Source organism: Flavobacterium flavipigmentatum (assembly GCF_020911905.1).
Taxonomy (GTDB): Bacteria; Bacteroidota; Bacteroidia; order Flavobacteriales; family Flavobacteriaceae; genus Flavobacterium; species Flavobacterium flavipigmentatum.
The window spans coordinates 4,347,224-4,362,213 of sequence record NZ_CP087133.1 but is presented as its reverse complement, the minus strand read 5'-3'; the positions used below and the strand labels follow the sequence as shown (position 1 = coordinate 4,362,213).

15 protein-coding genes are annotated in these 14,990 nt (G+C 35.2%); 11 read left to right on the top strand and 4 right to left on the bottom strand.

Translation table 11 applies throughout. The features are described from left to right. Positions 1-186 precede the first annotated feature (186 nt). The gene (locus tag LNP22_RS18425; RefSeq protein ID WP_229974757.1) at positions 187-591 is read left to right on the top strand and encodes an acyl-CoA thioesterase; all 405 of its coding nucleotides are present in this window, start codon (positions 187-189) and stop codon (positions 589-591) included. A 31-nt stretch (positions 592-622) separates the two neighbouring features. Here LNP22_RS18425 and LNP22_RS18420 read toward each other — a convergent pair whose 3' ends face one another. The 3 genes from LNP22_RS18420 to ribD are packed head-to-tail and all read right to left on the bottom strand — an operon-like array spanning position 623 to position 2,911. Beyond that, the gene (locus tag LNP22_RS18420) at positions 623-1,255 is read right to left on the bottom strand and encodes an IMPACT family protein (protein WP_229974756.1); all 633 of its coding nucleotides are present in this window, start codon (positions 1,253-1,255) and stop codon (positions 623-625) included. A gap of 11 nt (positions 1,256-1,266) precedes the next feature. After that, complete coding sequence (locus LNP22_RS18415; RefSeq protein WP_229974755.1) at positions 1,267-1,869, bottom strand: HAD family hydrolase; 603 nt, start codon at positions 1,867-1,869, stop codon at positions 1,267-1,269. Further along, the gene (ribD, locus tag LNP22_RS18410; protein WP_229974754.1) at positions 1,862-2,911 is read right to left on the bottom strand and encodes a bifunctional diaminohydroxyphosphoribosylaminopyrimidine deaminase/5-amino-6-(5-phosphoribosylamino)uracil reductase RibD; all 1,050 of its coding nucleotides are present in this window, start codon (positions 2,909-2,911) and stop codon (positions 1,862-1,864) included. Before ribD ends, LNP22_RS18415 begins: the two co-directional genes overlap by 8 nt. 96 nt (positions 2,912-3,007) lie before the next feature. Between ribD and LNP22_RS18405 the strand changes: the two genes are divergently transcribed. Next, a complete protein-coding gene (locus tag LNP22_RS18405) occupies positions 3,008-3,493 on the top strand; it encodes a GNAT family N-acetyltransferase (protein WP_229974753.1) in 486 nt (161 codons plus the stop codon). 85 nt (positions 3,494-3,578) lie between these two features. After that, a complete protein-coding gene (gene prmC, locus LNP22_RS18400) occupies positions 3,579-4,445 on the top strand; it encodes a peptide chain release factor N(5)-glutamine methyltransferase (protein WP_229974752.1) in 867 nt (288 codons plus the stop codon). 147 nt (positions 4,446-4,592) lie between these two features. Here prmC and LNP22_RS18395 read toward each other — a convergent pair whose 3' ends face one another. Continuing rightward, entirely contained in the window at positions 4,593-5,837 is a 1,245-nt protein-coding gene (locus LNP22_RS18395; protein ID WP_229974751.1) for an ABC transporter permease, read from the bottom strand. Between the two features lie 212 nt (positions 5,838-6,049). Here LNP22_RS18395 and hisS point away from each other — a divergent pair, with 212 nt between their 5' ends. The 8 genes from hisS (at position 6,050) to LNP22_RS18355 (ending at position 14,979) form a co-directional block, all read left to right on the top strand. Beyond that, on the top strand, positions 6,050-7,423 hold the full coding sequence (gene hisS / locus LNP22_RS18390) for a histidine--tRNA ligase (RefSeq protein ID WP_229974750.1): 1,374 nt from the start codon (positions 6,050-6,052) through the stop codon (positions 7,421-7,423). Positions 7,424-7,710: 287 nt separating this feature from the next. Further along, the gene (locus LNP22_RS18385; RefSeq protein ID WP_210666267.1) at positions 7,711-8,289 is read left to right on the top strand and encodes a nucleotide exchange factor GrpE; all 579 of its coding nucleotides are present in this window, start codon (positions 7,711-7,713) and stop codon (positions 8,287-8,289) included. 91 nt (positions 8,290-8,380) lie between these two features. Further along, positions 8,381-9,493, top strand: a complete 1,113-nt coding sequence (gene dnaJ / locus LNP22_RS18380) for a molecular chaperone DnaJ (protein WP_229974749.1) — start codon at positions 8,381-8,383, stop codon at positions 9,491-9,493. Between the two features lie 161 nt (positions 9,494-9,654). Continuing rightward, positions 9,655-10,584 carry an ABC transporter ATP-binding protein gene (locus LNP22_RS18375; RefSeq protein WP_229974748.1) on the top strand — a complete coding sequence of 310 codons (930 nt, stop codon included), beginning with the start codon at positions 9,655-9,657 and terminating at the stop codon, positions 10,582-10,584. A 78-nt stretch (positions 10,585-10,662) separates the two neighbouring features. Continuing rightward, positions 10,663-11,976, top strand: coding sequence for an ABC transporter permease (locus LNP22_RS18370; protein WP_229974747.1), 1,314 nt, complete (start codon positions 10,663-10,665; stop codon positions 11,974-11,976). Positions 11,977-12,174: 198 nt separating this feature from the next. Continuing rightward, on the top strand, positions 12,175-13,338 hold the full coding sequence (locus LNP22_RS18365; protein WP_229974746.1) for a sigma-54-dependent transcriptional regulator: 1,164 nt from the start codon (positions 12,175-12,177) through the stop codon (positions 13,336-13,338). Between the two features lie 141 nt (positions 13,339-13,479). Continuing rightward, on the top strand, positions 13,480-14,139 hold the full coding sequence (locus LNP22_RS18360; RefSeq protein WP_229974745.1) for a DEAD/DEAH box helicase: 660 nt from the start codon (positions 13,480-13,482) through the stop codon (positions 14,137-14,139). A 51-nt stretch (positions 14,140-14,190) separates the two neighbouring features. Then, entirely contained in the window at positions 14,191-14,979 is a 789-nt protein-coding gene (locus LNP22_RS18355; RefSeq protein WP_229974744.1) for an alpha/beta hydrolase, read from the top strand. Positions 14,980-14,990 lie beyond the last annotated feature (11 nt).

Here is a 14,990-nt window from a genome sequence, read left to right as displayed (position 1 = left end):
AGATTCAAATAAATTTTCTAATTATTGATATAGATTCTCCTAATAAAATGGAGGAATTTTGTTCCGAATTTCGGGATAACAAATATGTGAACAAATTTCTGTAAAAAAAAATATTTTGCTGTCTTATTTTATAAAAAAATGTTGTAAGCGAACTTTAATACGTTAATTTTTTTAATCCAATAAATAATGAAAAATCATCAAACGCAAGTGCGGGTTCGTTACTCCGAAACAGATCAAATGGGGGTTGTATATCACGGAAATTATGTTCCTTATTTTGAAATAGGACGCGTTGAATGGCTTAGAAACAAAGGGATTTCTTATAAAAGCATGGAAGAAAGCGGTATCGGGCTCCCTATTGTTTCGATGCAAATAAATTACAATAAATCAGCTCGCTATGATGAGTTACTTACGATTCATACTACATTTAAAAGTCAGTCTTCTGTCAAGATAGAATTTGACTGCGCAATCTACAACGAAGCTGAAGAGTTATTAACAACTGCATCATTTATTTTGGTATTTATTTCGTTAAAAACGGGTCGTCCAACAGCACCTCCAAACTATATTTTAGAATTATTTAAAACCCTTGAGTAATTGTCAAAATGAACGGTTAATTTCTATCGAATTACAAATATTTAATGTTAATTTCGAACATTAAACTAAAAATGTCGAAGACCATTTCGGCATTTTTTTTTCGCGTTTTGATACTAATTTTACCAATTGGTAATTCAGAATCTTGATCCATCTCCATTTCTTGCGATGTAATATCCAGCTTTTTTTCCTTGATAAGGCGCATGACTTTATTCATGTTTTTATAATCAAAAGAAATTAAAAAGGCCACATCGATTGTTTTTTCAACTATTTCGCAATTTTCCAGCGTCATTTGTGCCGAAGTTTTATAGGCCGAAATTAACCCGCCAACTCCTAATTTTGTTCCTCCAAAAATTCTAACGACCACTACTATAACGTTGGTTAGCCCAAAAGATTGTATCTGTCCATAAATTGGTGCGCCTGCTGTATTGCTTGGTTCACCATCATCGTTGGCACGGTAGGAAATTTTTGGAGTAACACCTAATTGATACGCATAACAAAAATGTACCGCATGTGGATGCAGCTTTTTTAAGTTTTCGATGATGGGTTTTACTTCATCTTCGCTTTGTATCGGGAAAGCATAGCCAAAGAATTTGCTTCCTTTTTCTTTAAATAGCACTTCTTCTGACTCGGCTGCTATTGTTTGATACGTATCGGTATATTCCAAAAGTTGTGTTTCTAAAGTATTTGTTTGTCAAATAAATCCACGACATCTTCCTGACCCACTTGTAAATTCCAAACATGCAAGCCTAATGCTGCTGCTGCATCCGTGTTTTCTTTTTTGTCGTCTACAAATAAAGTTCTCTTGGGCGAAAGCTCATGTTCGTTAATTAAATACTGAAAAACTGCTGCATTGGGTTTGCGCATTCCGATTTCAAAAGAGAAATATACTTTTTCAAAACATTGATAAAAAGCGCTGTAAAACGAGATGCCGCTTTTGTTTTCGAAAGTTTCGATATGAATAGCATCGGTATTACTCAATAAAAAGAGGCGGTATTTTTGCGAAAGCATTTGCAAAAACTCTAATCGGTACAAAGGAAAATCTGCCAAAATAGCATTCCATGCCTCTAAAATTTCTTCTGTAGAAGCGTTTGGAAGTTCTTTTTGAAAACCGCCTAAAAAGTCTTCACGAGAAATATCGCCTGTTTCAAACAAAAGATTCAAACGATCCAATGATGCACTCCACTCTGTCATGCCTAATTTTTGTAAGCCCGAAATGGTAGCTTTTTTATCCAAATTGATAAAAATATCTCCAAAGTCAAAAATGATAGTATCAATCATGATTTCTAATGTGTAATAATTCGTCTTTTCCGAGGTGCGTTTTTGTGGTTTCCTTTCGGATAAAATCAGGAGCTTTTGTTCCTTTTTCCAAAATAGTATTACCCACAAAAATTCGTGCTTCATCCCAAATATTCCAATCAATAAAAGATTGTAATGTTTTGGCTCCACCTTCAATAATTATAGATTGAATCTGATGTTGATGTAAAACAGAAAGTATTTGTGGAATTATATTTTGATTAAAATCAAGAACTTCAAAGCTAGTTTGTTTTTTTGTGGTCAAACTTTCAGTTCCCGTAAATACGATCGTTTTTATGGTGTCATCCAAAAGATAACTATCCTTTGGTATTCGGTTATTTTGATCCAAAATCACTCTCACTGGACTGTTTCCAGACCAATCGCGAACATTTAATTTTGGGTTGTCATCTATAATTGTTTGCGTTCCTGCCAAAATAGCCTGTTCTTCACTGCGCCATTTGTGTACTAATTGTCTCGAATATTGACTGGTTATCCAAATGGGTTTTCTCTCCTGATGATGCTTTTTTTCGGGGGCTAAAAAACCATCCTGACTTTCGGCCCATTTTAATATAATATAAGGTCTCTTTTTTTGATGAAATGTAAAAAAGCGTTTATTGAGTTCGTTGCATTCGTTTTCTAAGACTCCTACTACAACATTTGCCCCAGCTGCAATTAATTTTTTGATTCCATTTCCTGCTACCTTTTCATTAGGATCAACTGTCCCAACAACCACATTCGGAATTTGATTGGCAATGATTAAATCGGAACACGGTGGCGTTTTTCCAAAATGACTGCAAGGTTCTAAGCTGACATATATAGTAGCTTTTTTCAAAAGAGATTTGTCTTTTACAGAAGCAACCGCATTTACTTCGGCGTGAGGTTCTCCGGCTTTTTTATGCCAACCTTCGCCAATAATTTCGTCGTTATAAACAATAACGCTGCCTACCATCGGGTTGGGATAGGTAGTTCCTAAGCCATTTTTGGCAAGTGTTATGCATCGTCTGATATATTTTTCATGTATATTCACGATACAAAAGTAGTTATTTTTGAGTTTATGATTTCGTTTGCCAACTATCGAAAAACTTATTTTACTTTTGTATTTATAAAATTGTAATTGAGGTATATGGAAAGCTGGGTTATCAGAACAATAAAAAAAGAAGACAATCAGTCTGTTGCAAAATTAATACGCTCTGTTTTTGACGAAATGGAGATCCCGAAAGTGGGAACTGCGTATGAAGACCCGTATCTGGATTTGATGTTTGAAGAATACAATAAGCCACAATCGGTTTATTATGTAGTAGAAAATGAAGGTCAAATTGTGGGTTGCGCCGGAATTGCTCCTCTGGAAAATGGTGATCCCAAAATTTGCGAACTGCAAAAGATGTATTTTTTGCCTCAAACCCGTGGCCTCGGTATTGGAAGTAAAATGATGGAGCAATGTTTGGATCAAGCTCGAATTTTTGGTTTTGAAAAATGCTATATCGAGACGATGCCGTTTATGCATGCAGCTCAAAAATTATACAAAAAATCAGGTTTTGAGTATCTGGATGGCCCAATGGGATGCACTGGCCACAGTTCTTGCCCTGTTTGGATGCTGAAAGATTTATAAGCAAGCATGTAACAAATTTATTTATTGAATACTTATTCGGTATAGCTTTTGCCTTTGCCTATACACAATATTCAAATTGATAGTGATGAAAATTAAACAATACCGAACGCAATTTATTCAAGAACTATCTCCTCTTTACGATGCGTATGAGGCAGAGAGTTTTTTTTATTTGATTTTGGAGGAAAAGCACAATTTAAGACAAATTGATGTGGCTTTGAATCATGAATTGATTTTTAGCGAATCGGAAATTTGGGTATGGAACTCGCTTTTGGCAGAATTAAAAAAGGAAGTTCCGATTCAGTATTTAATGGGTAAAACAAATTTTTATGGTCTTGATTTTGAGGTGAATGAAGATGTACTGATTCCGCGTCCCGAGACTGAAGAATTGGTCGAATGGATTATTAACGAAAATCTGAAAGCTCAAAAATTTAAGAAATTAAAAATTCTGGATATTGGCACAGGAAGCGGTTGTATCGCAATTTCATTGGCAAAAAATATTCCAAATGCAAGGGTTTTTGCTTTGGATGTTTCTAAAGAAGCCTTGAAAACAGCCAAAAAAAATTCTGAAAACAATAAGGTAGATGTGACTTTTATACATCAAAGTATTTTAGAAATTGATGATCTGAAAAATGATTTTGATATTATTGTTTCTAATCCGCCTTATGTTCGAAATTTAGAAAAGAAAGAAATTAAAAATAATGTTCTAAATTACGAACCGCATCTCGCACTTTTTGTAGAAGATACTGATGCCTTGATTTTTTATCGAAAAATAGCCGAAATAGCACAAAAAAACCTGACGGAAAACGGACAATTGTTTTTTGAAATCAATCAGTATTTAGGAGAAGACATGAAAGCATTGCTTGAAGAAATGAATTTTAAAAATATCGAATTAAAGAAAGACATTTACGGCAATGACAGAATGATTTTTGGCAACGTTTCTAAAACTTCTTGAATACGTTTTTAGGGTTCTTTTGAAGATAAAATTTCTAAGATAGCCCCGATAGGAGTGAAAATCCTTTTGTGCCGGTGTTCGGCATAAAAGATTGAAACGGATAGCGGGACGAGTGTTGTACTGAGAAGTAGAGTGCTGCTTCTAATTTTATTCGTAACGCAAAGCCTCGATAGGATCCAGTTTTGAAGCTTTTATGGCAGGATACAATCCCGAAAACAGAGCTACAAGAAAACTGGTCGCAAAAGCAGCAAAAATAGCGGTCCACGGCACTACAAAAGCAAAACTCATAGCTGTGGCAATAGCGTAACCCAAAAGAATTCCTAAGAAAATACCAACCAATCCGCCAATTTGACCGATTAATAACGTTTCGATAAAAAATTGAACTGCAATCGTTACTTTTTTGGCTCCCAAAGCTTTACGAACGCCAATTTCGCGTGTACGCTCGGTCACCGAAACAATCATAATATTCATCAAAGCAATTGAAGAACCTAAAATGGTAATGATACTGATAATCCAGGAAGCCCAGCCTAAATATTGAGTGATGCTCAGGATGCGATTGATCAAATCGTCGCTTCGGATAACACCAAAATTATTGTCACGTACAGGACTTAATTTACGAACTCTTCGCATGGTACTTGTAGCGTTGTCAATTGCCTGGTCCAGAAGTTCTTTTTTAGAAACCATTACACTCACGGTGTAATTAATATTTGGGGCGGTAAATAAGGAACGGGCCACCTGAATCGGAATCAAAACACGTAAATCCTGACTGTTTCCGAATGTGGAACCTTTTTCTTTTAAAACCCCAATTACTTTAAAACGAGCACCTCGAATCGAAATTATTTTATCAATCGGGTTGACATCTTTTAGCAATCCTTTCTCAAAATCAGAACCCACTACGCAAGAATAGGTATTGTTGTCTACATCAAATTGATTGAAGGAACGGCCCAAACTGGTTTCTAAACCAGAATTGGCCACAAAATGTTCGTCGACTCCCAAAACCGTAATTTCCGGATCTGTCTTTTGGTCTAGAAACTTTACTTCTGCTACAGAAGTAGCTGTAAACGAAAGAGAAGTTTCGGTAAAAGGATATTTGTATTTGTTTTTGAAAGCAACAGCTTCAGGATAAGAAATGATAGGATTGATGACTTCTCGCTCATTACCGCCACGGTTTCTAACGGTGTTTTCGTATTGCGCAATATTGAAAGTATTAGCACCCATTGAAGCAAAATTGGTCGAAATAGTATTCTCGAGAGCTGTTACCACGGTTAAAATTCCGACCAAAGCGGTAATTCCGATGGCGATAATCAACACGGTTAATATGGTGCGCAGCAATTGTGTTTTGATAGAACCAAAAGCAATTCGGATATTTTCTTTAAATAATTTTAGCATCATGACCAATTTGTCACGAAAATACGGTTTTTGTTACAAGTTTGTTTTCGAACTGGCATTATTTATTTTAAAAAATAAGATATTTGCACTCGATTTAGAATTAAGAAAAGCGAATATTCTAAATAGTCCAATAATCTATACTGAATTTTAGATTTTGGATTTCAATGAAAAGAAATCTGAAATCTAAAATCAACAATCTAAAATATTAAATCAAGATGGCTTCAAAACCAAGCATACCAAAAGGAACAAGGGATTTTTCGCCTGCAGAGGTGTCAAAACGTCAATATATTATTCAAACCATAAAAAGCAATTTTGAGAAATTTGGTTTTCAGCCAATAGAAACTCCTTCGTTTGAAAATTCTGAAACGTTGATGGGTAAATATGGAGAAGAAGGCGATCGTTTGATTTTTAAAATTTTGAATTCGGGTGATTTTCTGGACAAAATTTCAGGTGATGAAATGGCGACTGTTACTTCAAAACAATTAACTCCAAAAATTTCAGAAAAAGCACTTCGTTACGACTTAACCGTTCCGTTTGCGAGATACGTGGTGCAGCACCAAAATGAAATTGAATTTCCTTTTAAAAGATACCAAATTCAGCCTGTTTGGAGAGCAGATCGACCACAAAAAGGTCGTTTTAGAGAGTTTTTTCAGTGTGATGCCGATGTGGTGGGTTCAAAATCCTTATGGCAGGAAGTAGAATTGGTGCAATTGTATGATACTGTTTTTACTGCTTTGGGCTTAGAAGGTGTGACAATTAAAATTAATAATAGAAAAATATTATCAGGAATTGCAGAAGTAATTGGCGCTTCGGATAAATTGATTGATTTTACGGTGGCTCTGGATAAGCTCGATAAAATTGGCGAAGACGGCGTAAAAAAAGAAATGATCGAAAAAGGTATTTCTGAAGAAGCGTTGGTAAAAGTACAGCCGCTTTTTAGCTTTACTGGCACTTTTGCAGATAAAATTAGTCAGCTTTCTAATTTGTTATCTTCATCTGAGGAAGGTATGAAAGGCGTTGAAGAATTGAAATTTATATGCGATAATGTGGCAACTTTAGGTTTGTCAACAGCTACTTTGGATCTTGATGTGACTTTGGCTCGTGGTTTGAATTATTACACGGGAGCTATTTTTGAAGTGGCTGCACCAAAAACAGTTGCTATGGGATCGATTGGTGGTGGCGGAAGATACGATGATTTAACAGGTATTTTTGGTTTGAAAAATATGAGTGGTGTCGGAATTTCGTTTGGTTTAGACCGAATTTATCTGGTGCTGGAAGAGTTAGGGCTTTTTCCTGAAACGGTTTCGGCAACATCAAAAGCGTTGTTTATCAATTATGGTGATGCAGAAGCTTTGTATGCCTCACAAGCGATTCAGAAATTACGAAAGGAAAATATAAAAGTAGAGTTGTACCCTGACAATGTAAAAGTGGGTAAACAGTTTCAGTATGCCGATAAGCGCCTGATTCCGTTTGCCGTTATTGCCGGCGATCAGGAAATCGAAGCTCAAACTTATTCACTTAAAAATTTAGTGACAGGCGAACAGGTTGCTTTGGATTTTGAAGGATTGAAAAAAGCACTTTTGGCATAGAAAAAATTAAAGCAAAAAAAAGCTTCGTCTGACGGCGAAGCTTTTTTTAATATAAGGTAAACTTGAATTAATAATTATTTACGAAGCCGAGGCTAACCCTTAAATTTAATTTTGATAATTAATTTGTGTATCAAATTTACTATAAACTAAAACGTAATAGTCTTAAAATTATACTAAAGTTTTGGATGTCTTTTTATTTTTTTGAAAGAATTAAATTTTGAGGAAGTGACAATTTGACATTTTAATAGATTTGGCAGAACTTTTGCAATCCAAAAGAAAGAATAAAAATGAAGTTTAAGAATATTTTTAAAAATACAAGTAATATGACTACGGAAAATACAGAATTCGATCAGGAATTAGATGATGTAACGTTAGAGACTAATGCCAACGGTGAGCAATTAATTGTTGAAGAATTAAGTGTTGAAGAGCAATTGGCTCAAGACTTAGCTAAAGAAAAAGATAAATTCTTGAGATTATTTGCCGAATTTGAAAATTACAAAAAAAGAACTTCAAAAGAGCGTATCGATTTGTTTAAAACAGCCAATCAAGAGGTTTTGTTAGCGATGCTTCCTGTTTTGGATGATTTTGACAGAGCTATTGTAGAAATCAACAAATCTGATGACGAAGTTTTGCTTAAAGGAGTAGAACTTATTCACGAAAAATTAAAAAGCACTTTGGTATCTAAAGGTTTAGAGCAAGTTGAAGTAAGAGCTGGTGATGCTTTTAATGCTGATTTTGCTGAAGCGATTACTCAAATTCCGGCTCCGTCTGATAAATTAAAGGGCAAAATTGTTGATGTTATAGAAAAAGGATACAAATTAGGAGATAAAATTATTCGTTTTCCTAAAGTAGTAATCGGAAACTAAAAAATACAAACCAAAATTACAATTGTCTTTGTTTGGAATTTAAGATTTGGACACGAGCGCTAGCGAACTGGCGAAGCAATTTAACCTTATTATGAAAAAAGATTTTTACGAAATACTAGGCATTTCAAAAAATGCTGATGCTGCCGAAATTAAAAAAGCGTACAGAAAAAGTGCGCTAAAGTATCACCCAGATAAAAATCCAGGCGACAAAGAGGCAGAAGAAAACTTTAAACTGGCGGCAGAAGCCTATGAAGTTTTAAGCGATCCTAACAAAAAAGCAAAATACGATCAGTACGGTCATCAGGCATTTGATGGTTCCGGAGGTTTTGGTGGTGGCCACGGCGGCATGAATATGGATGATATTTTTAGCCAGTTTGGTGATATTTTTGGCGGAGGATTTGGCGGTTTTGGAGGAGGCGGTGGCGGAGGCCCACGTCGTGCCAAAGGAAGCAATCTTCGTATAAAAGTAAAATTGACTCTGGAAGAAATCGCCAATGGTGTTGAGAAAAAAGTAAAGGTAAAACGTAAAGTTCAGGCCAAAGGAGTTACGTACAAAACATGTTCGACTTGTAATGGTCAAGGGCAGGTAATGCGTGTAACTAATACCATTTTAGGAAGAATGCAATCTGCATCAACTTGCCCGACTTGCGGCGGTTCTGGACAAATTTTGGATAAAAGACCTTCTGAGGCAGATGCACAAGGAATGATTCTGGAAGACGAAACAGTTTCTATAAAAATTCCTGCGGGTGTTGTTGACGGAATGCAATTGAAAGTTTCAAATAAAGGAAATGATGCGCCAGGAAACAGTGTTCCCGGAGATCTGATCGTAGCCATTGAAGAATTAGAGCATGAATTTTTGAAACGTGAAGGCGAAAATATACATTTTGACTTGTATATCAGTTTCCCAGAAGCCGTTTTAGGAGTTTCTAAAGATATTGAAGCCATTAACGGTAAAGTTCGTATTAAACTGGAAGAAGGAATTCAATCTGGTAAAATTCTTAGATTAAAAGGAAAAGGGATTCCAAGTATCAACGGTTACGGAAGCGGTGATTTATTGGTTCACGTAAACGTATGGACACCTAAAACGTTGAATAAAGAGCAGAAGCAGTTTTTTGAAAATGCTTTAAACGACGAACATTTTATTCCGAGTCCGGAAAAATCAGAAAAATCATTTTTTGAGAAAGTAAAAGATATGTTTTCATAAACTGAACTTTAAAAAAAATATTAAATAATGATAAAACCCATTCTAATGTAAATTTAGAATGGGTTTTTTGCGTAATTGTACCAAGATTTGCTTCTAATTATTTACTTTTACAGGCTGTTGACCATAATGGTCAAACTGAAGTAGAAAACCCTAAAGATAGCATGAGCAACTTACTCGAAGTACATAAAGTCGTAAAACAATACGGTGATTATGTAGCGCTTAATGAAGTTTCATTAAATGTACCAAAAGGCAGTATTTATGGCCTTTTAGGTCCAAATGGAGCTGGAAAAACTTCCTTAATACGAATCATCAATCAAATTACATTGCCCGATAGCGGTGAAGTAATTTTAGATGGAGAAAAATTGCAGCCAAAACATGTGCAGACCATTGGTTATCTTCCTGAGGAACGAGGTTTGTACACTTCGATGAAAGTAGGCGAGCAATGTTTGTATTTGGCACAAATGAAAGGACTTTCTAAGGCCGAGGCCAAGCTTCAATTAGAATATTGGTTTGATCGTCTTGGAATTCAAGGTTGGTGGAACAAAAAAATTCAGGAGCTTTCTAAAGGAATGGCACAAAAAATTCAGTTTGTGGTTTGTGTGTTACATAAGCCTAAATTACTAATTTTTGACGAGCCTTTCTCAGGATTCGATCCTGTCAATGCCAATATTATAAAAGATGAAATTCTGGCATTGAAGGAGCAAGGCGCAACCATTATCTTTTCGACACACCGAATGGAAAGTGTAGAGGAACTTTGTGATCATATTGCTTTAATTCATAAATCGAATAAATTAATTGAAGGAAAACTGAGCGATGTTAAACGACAGTTTAAAACCAATAGTTTTGAAGTGGGTATTTTAACGGATAATGTAGAAGGTTTAATGTATGATATAACTCAAAAATTTACGGTTTCGCCAGCGAGTTTTAAATCATTAAATGATGATCTGAAACTGGATATTCAGATAGGGAATGCTGCTCCGAACGAATTGTTGCATATCCTTACGCAACGCGGACAAGTAACGCATTTTGTAGAAAAAATACCAAGTGTAAACGATATTTTTATTCAAACAGTAACGGATAATAAAGTTTAAAGTTCAGGTTTTAAATTTTAGAGTGAAAACCTAGAATCTAAAATCTAAAATCAACAATTTAAAATCTAAAATATTAAAATGAGCATCATTTCATTAATTATAAAAAGAGAATTTGTTGCCAAAGTGCGCAACAAATCTTTTGTTGTCATGACTTTTCTGAGTCCGTTATTGTTTGTCGCAATTGCAGGATTTATTGCTTATTTGAGTTCAATGAAGCCCGAGACCAAACGAATTGCGATTCATGATGAAACGGGTTTATTTGCGGATAGCTTTTTAAAACAAAACAAAAAAGACTCAGAATACCATTATCTTAATCTTTCTGAAATTGATTCTGAAGCATTGAAAGACAGTATTGCAAAAGAGAATTTTGAAGGTTTAATCCTTATTCCAAAAACAACCTTAAAAGAACTGGAAACCAAAGTAGAGTTTATCTCTAATAACAGCCCAAGTATTTCTTTTATCAAAAAAACGCAGGGTTTGATTGCTTCAAAAATCACGAAACTCAATTTTGAAAAAGCACAATTAGATACGATAGCCATTCAAAAAGCAAAAGCAACTGTCAATATGCATTTGGCAAAATCATCGGGAGAAGAAAGCCTGAAAGGGCTCAACGAAATCAAGATTGCCATAGGCGGCGCATTTGGTTATCTTATCATGATGTTTATTATCATTTATGGAAATATGGTCATGAGAAGCGTGATCGAAGAAAAAACCAACAGGATTATCGAGATTATTATTTCGTCGGTAAAACCTTTTCAGCTCATGATTGGTAAAATCGTCGGAACTTCGTTGGCTGGACTTTTGCAATTTACAATTTGGGCCATTATTGGTCTAAGTTTGATGTTGGCAGCTTCGATGTTTTTTGGAGTTGATATTGGTCCTACAAGCAGAATTTCGCCAGAAATGATGCATGTAGCCCAACGAGAATTTTCAGGAACGGCGCAAATGTACATTAGCGAAGCGTGGAATTTACCCATTGCCAGTATTTTATTTGGTTTTTTGGTTTATTTTATCGGTGGCTACTTTTTATACAGTTCGTTTTATGCCGCTATTGGTGCTGCCGTAGACAATCAAACCGACTCGCAGCAATTTCTTTTACCAATCATTATGCCGTTGGTATTGAGTGTTTATATTGGTTTTTTCACTGTTGTGAATGACCCTCATGGTACCATTGCGATAGTATTTTCGATGATTCCGCTAACTTCACCAATTGTAATGCTTATGAGACTTCCGTTTGGCGTTCCGTGGTGGCAAATTGCGATTTCGGTATCATTATTGTTTGCTACCTTTTTCTTTGTGGTTTGGTTCGCAGCAAAAATTTACCGTGTAGGTATTTTAATGTATGGCAAAAAACCAACTTGGAAAGAATTGTATAAATGGCTTAAATATTAGTTTTTAAAGTTACAAAGGTTCAGAGTTACAAAGGTTCAAAGATTTTTAAATATTTGATTTTGTAACTTAGAATAAAACTTTAAGAATTATATATAGAACAAAAGATGTATCACTAATAACAGGTTAAGAGGTTTAAAAAACGATAAAGATTTTAAACTTTGTCCCTCTGAACCTTTGTAACTTTGAACCTCAAAAAAAATGAGTAAAATACTAATTATAGAAGACGAAGCAGCGATTAGAAGAGTTTTGGTAAAAATTTTATCAGAAGAAAATGATTCTTATCAAGTTGAAGAAGCAGAAGATGGTACTGTTGGTCTTGAAAAAATAAAAAACAACGATTACGATTTGGTTTTGTGCGATATCAAAATGCCAAAATTAGATGGTGTAGAGGTTTTAGAAGAAGTAAAAAAGATAAAACCAGAGATTCCGATGGTGATGATTTCCGGACACGGTGATATGGAAACCGCCATTCATACGATGCGCTTGGGAGCTTTTGATTACATCTCTAAACCGCCAGATTTAAACCGTTTATTGAATACTGTTCGAAATGCTTTGGATAAAAAGCAATTGGTAGTTGAGAATAAAATCTTAAAGAAAAAAGTCAGTAAAAACTACGAAATGGTGGGCGAAAGCGAAGCCATTAGTCATATCAAATTGATGATCGATAAAGTGGCTCAAACCGAAGCCCGAGTTTTGATCACAGGACCAAACGGAACCGGAAAAGAACTGGTTGCACATCAATTACATGAAAAAAGCGAGCGTGCAAATTTTCCTTTAATCGAAGTGAATTGTGCCGCTATCCCCAGCGAATTGATCGAAAGCGAATTGTTTGGTCATGTAAAAGGCGCTTTTACATCGGCTGTAAAAGATCGTGCAGGAAAGTTTGAAGCGGCAGATAAAGGAACTATTTTCTTAGATGAAATTGGTGATATGAGTCTTTCGGCGCAAGCCAAAGTTTTACGTGCTTTGCAGGAAAGCATGATTACAAGAGTGGGAGCTGAGAAAGATATAAAAGTAGATGTGCGTGTCGTGGCAGCAACCAATAAAGACCTGAAAACTGAAATTGCAGAAGGTCGTTTTCGCGAAGATTTATACCATCGTCTGGCCGTGATTTTGATCAAAGTGCCACCTTTGAATGAAAGACGTGACGATATTCCGGCTCTGATCGCGCATTTTACAGAGAAAATTGCTTCGGAACAAGGTAATGCTGTCAAAATATTTTCGGCTAAAGCCATAAAATTATTGCAAGAATATGATTGGACAGGAAATATCCGTGAACTTCGTAATGTGGTCGAAAGACTGATTATTTTGGGAGGAACCGAGATTTCTGAAACCGATGTAAAAATGTTTGCAAGCAAATAAAAAGCATTTAGGCTTTAGGCGATACGCTTTAAGCTACAAAATAATAAATTTTGCCTATGGCGCATTGCTTAGCGTCTAAAGCAATTAAGTAAAATAATTTTTGCCTACAGCATATCGCTTAAAGCTTAAAGCATTAAAAAGATGAAACTAAAAAAAATAAACGAGAAGTTACAAGACGCTTTAATCGAGAACGGTCTTACAGAGCCTAACATTCTGCAAAAAGAGACTTTTTCGACCATAAAAAGTGGTGCCGACTGTATGATTATTTCTCCTAAAGGAAGTGGAAAATCGACAACGATAGTGTTAAATGTGATTCAGCAATTGGCGGGTCAGACAGAAGAATCACCACGTGCTTTAATTATTGTCGAGGACAAAACGAAAGTTTTGGAGATGGAAGAACTTTTTGAAAAATACGGAAAACATAATAATCTCGAGGTGTATGGAGTGCATGACAAAGGAGATATGGATTATGATAAAAACTATATCTCGACAGGAGTAGATGTTTTAATCGGAACTCCAAACAAGCTTGGCGATATGTTTACCACCGCCGGATATAATGTGAATCGCTTAAAAATCCTAATTTTAGACGATGCAGACCCAATTTTGAAACTGCGTCACGAAACTAAAATTATGCGTATTTCGAACAGTATCACCAAAACACAGCGTATTATTTTTGCTGAAAAATTGACAGAACGTATCGAAATTTTGGCCGAGAAAATGTTGTTGGAGCCTTATTTTTTTGATATGGATGAAGAAGGTGAAGAAGAACTTGACGAAGAAGAAGGTTTGATTGAGGAGTAATAAAAATTGAAATAAATATTTGTGATGGAGCTGTTAAAGACATTTAAATTTTTGACAATTGTACTTGCCGCTTTTTTCGCTTTTCTCTATTTGGCAACCGTTTTTTATGTCTATTTCAATCAAGTTGGAATGGTGTTTCAAAGTGCAAAATTAGCTGAGGATTATCAATTTGAGTACCAAAGCAAATTTGAAGAACTGACGATTCGTTCTTTTGATGGTGTAAAATTGAACGGTTTATTGTTTAAGGCAAGCAACACTAAAGGATTGATTTTTTATCTGCACGGTAATGCCGGAACGCTGGAAACTTGGGGCAGTATTTCTAAAAGATATACCGATTTAGGATATGATATTTTTATTCTGGATTACAGAAGTTTTGGAAAAAGCGAAGGTGAAATTGAAGATGAAGAGCAACTTAATAAGGATATTTCGATTGTATACAAAAATTTATGTTTGAGGTATTCTGAGAATACAATCATTATTGCGGGTTACTCGATTGGCTCTGGATTGGCGACAATTTTGGCCGCCGAAAATAAGCCAAAAGCCTTAATTCTTCAGGCACCGTATTATAGTTTTAGAGAATTGTCGAGTACAAAGGTGAGATTTTTTCCTGATTTTCTGAAGAAATTTAGTTTTGAAACACATGATTTTTTGCCAAAAATAAAAGCACCAATTTATATTTTTCATGGTTCGGAAGATCTATTAATTCCGATTGAAAATTCAATTAGATTAAGTAAACTATTAAAACCTACTGATCATTTTTATTGTTTAGAAGGTCAGGGGCATGTGGGCATGAATGAAAATGAAGGTTTTTTAAAACAATTACAGATAGTATTAAAATAAAATAAAATAAC

Excerpts from the sequence above, each read along its gene's own strand:
- LNP22_RS18425 (WP_229974757.1), top strand. The coding sequence starts at position 187 with ATGAAAAATCATCAAACGCAAGTGCGGGTTCGTTACTCCGAAACAGAT.
- LNP22_RS18415 (WP_229974755.1), bottom strand. The coding sequence starts at position 1,869 with ATGATTGATACTATCATTTTTGACTTTGGAGATATTTTTATCAATTTG.
- LNP22_RS18405 (WP_229974753.1), top strand. The coding sequence starts at position 3,008 with ATGGAAAGCTGGGTTATCAGAACAATAAAAAAAGAAGACAATCAGTCT.
- prmC (WP_229974752.1), top strand. The coding sequence starts at position 3,579 with ATGAAAATTAAACAATACCGAACGCAATTTATTCAAGAACTATCTCCT.
- LNP22_RS18395 (WP_229974751.1), bottom strand. The coding sequence starts at position 5,837 with ATGATGCTAAAATTATTTAAAGAAAATATCCGAATTGCTTTTGGTTCT.
- hisS (WP_229974750.1), top strand. The coding sequence starts at position 6,050 with ATGGCTTCAAAACCAAGCATACCAAAAGGAACAAGGGATTTTTCGCCT.
- LNP22_RS18385 (WP_210666267.1), top strand. The coding sequence starts at position 7,711 with ATGAAGTTTAAGAATATTTTTAAAAATACAAGTAATATGACTACGGAA.
- dnaJ (WP_229974749.1), top strand. The coding sequence starts at position 8,381 with ATGAAAAAAGATTTTTACGAAATACTAGGCATTTCAAAAAATGCTGAT.
- LNP22_RS18375 (WP_229974748.1), top strand. The coding sequence starts at position 9,655 with ATGAGCAACTTACTCGAAGTACATAAAGTCGTAAAACAATACGGTGAT.
- LNP22_RS18370 (WP_229974747.1), top strand. The coding sequence starts at position 10,663 with ATGAGCATCATTTCATTAATTATAAAAAGAGAATTTGTTGCCAAAGTG.
- LNP22_RS18365 (WP_229974746.1), top strand. The coding sequence starts at position 12,175 with ATGAGTAAAATACTAATTATAGAAGACGAAGCAGCGATTAGAAGAGTT.
- LNP22_RS18360 (WP_229974745.1), top strand. The coding sequence starts at position 13,480 with ATGAAACTAAAAAAAATAAACGAGAAGTTACAAGACGCTTTAATCGAG.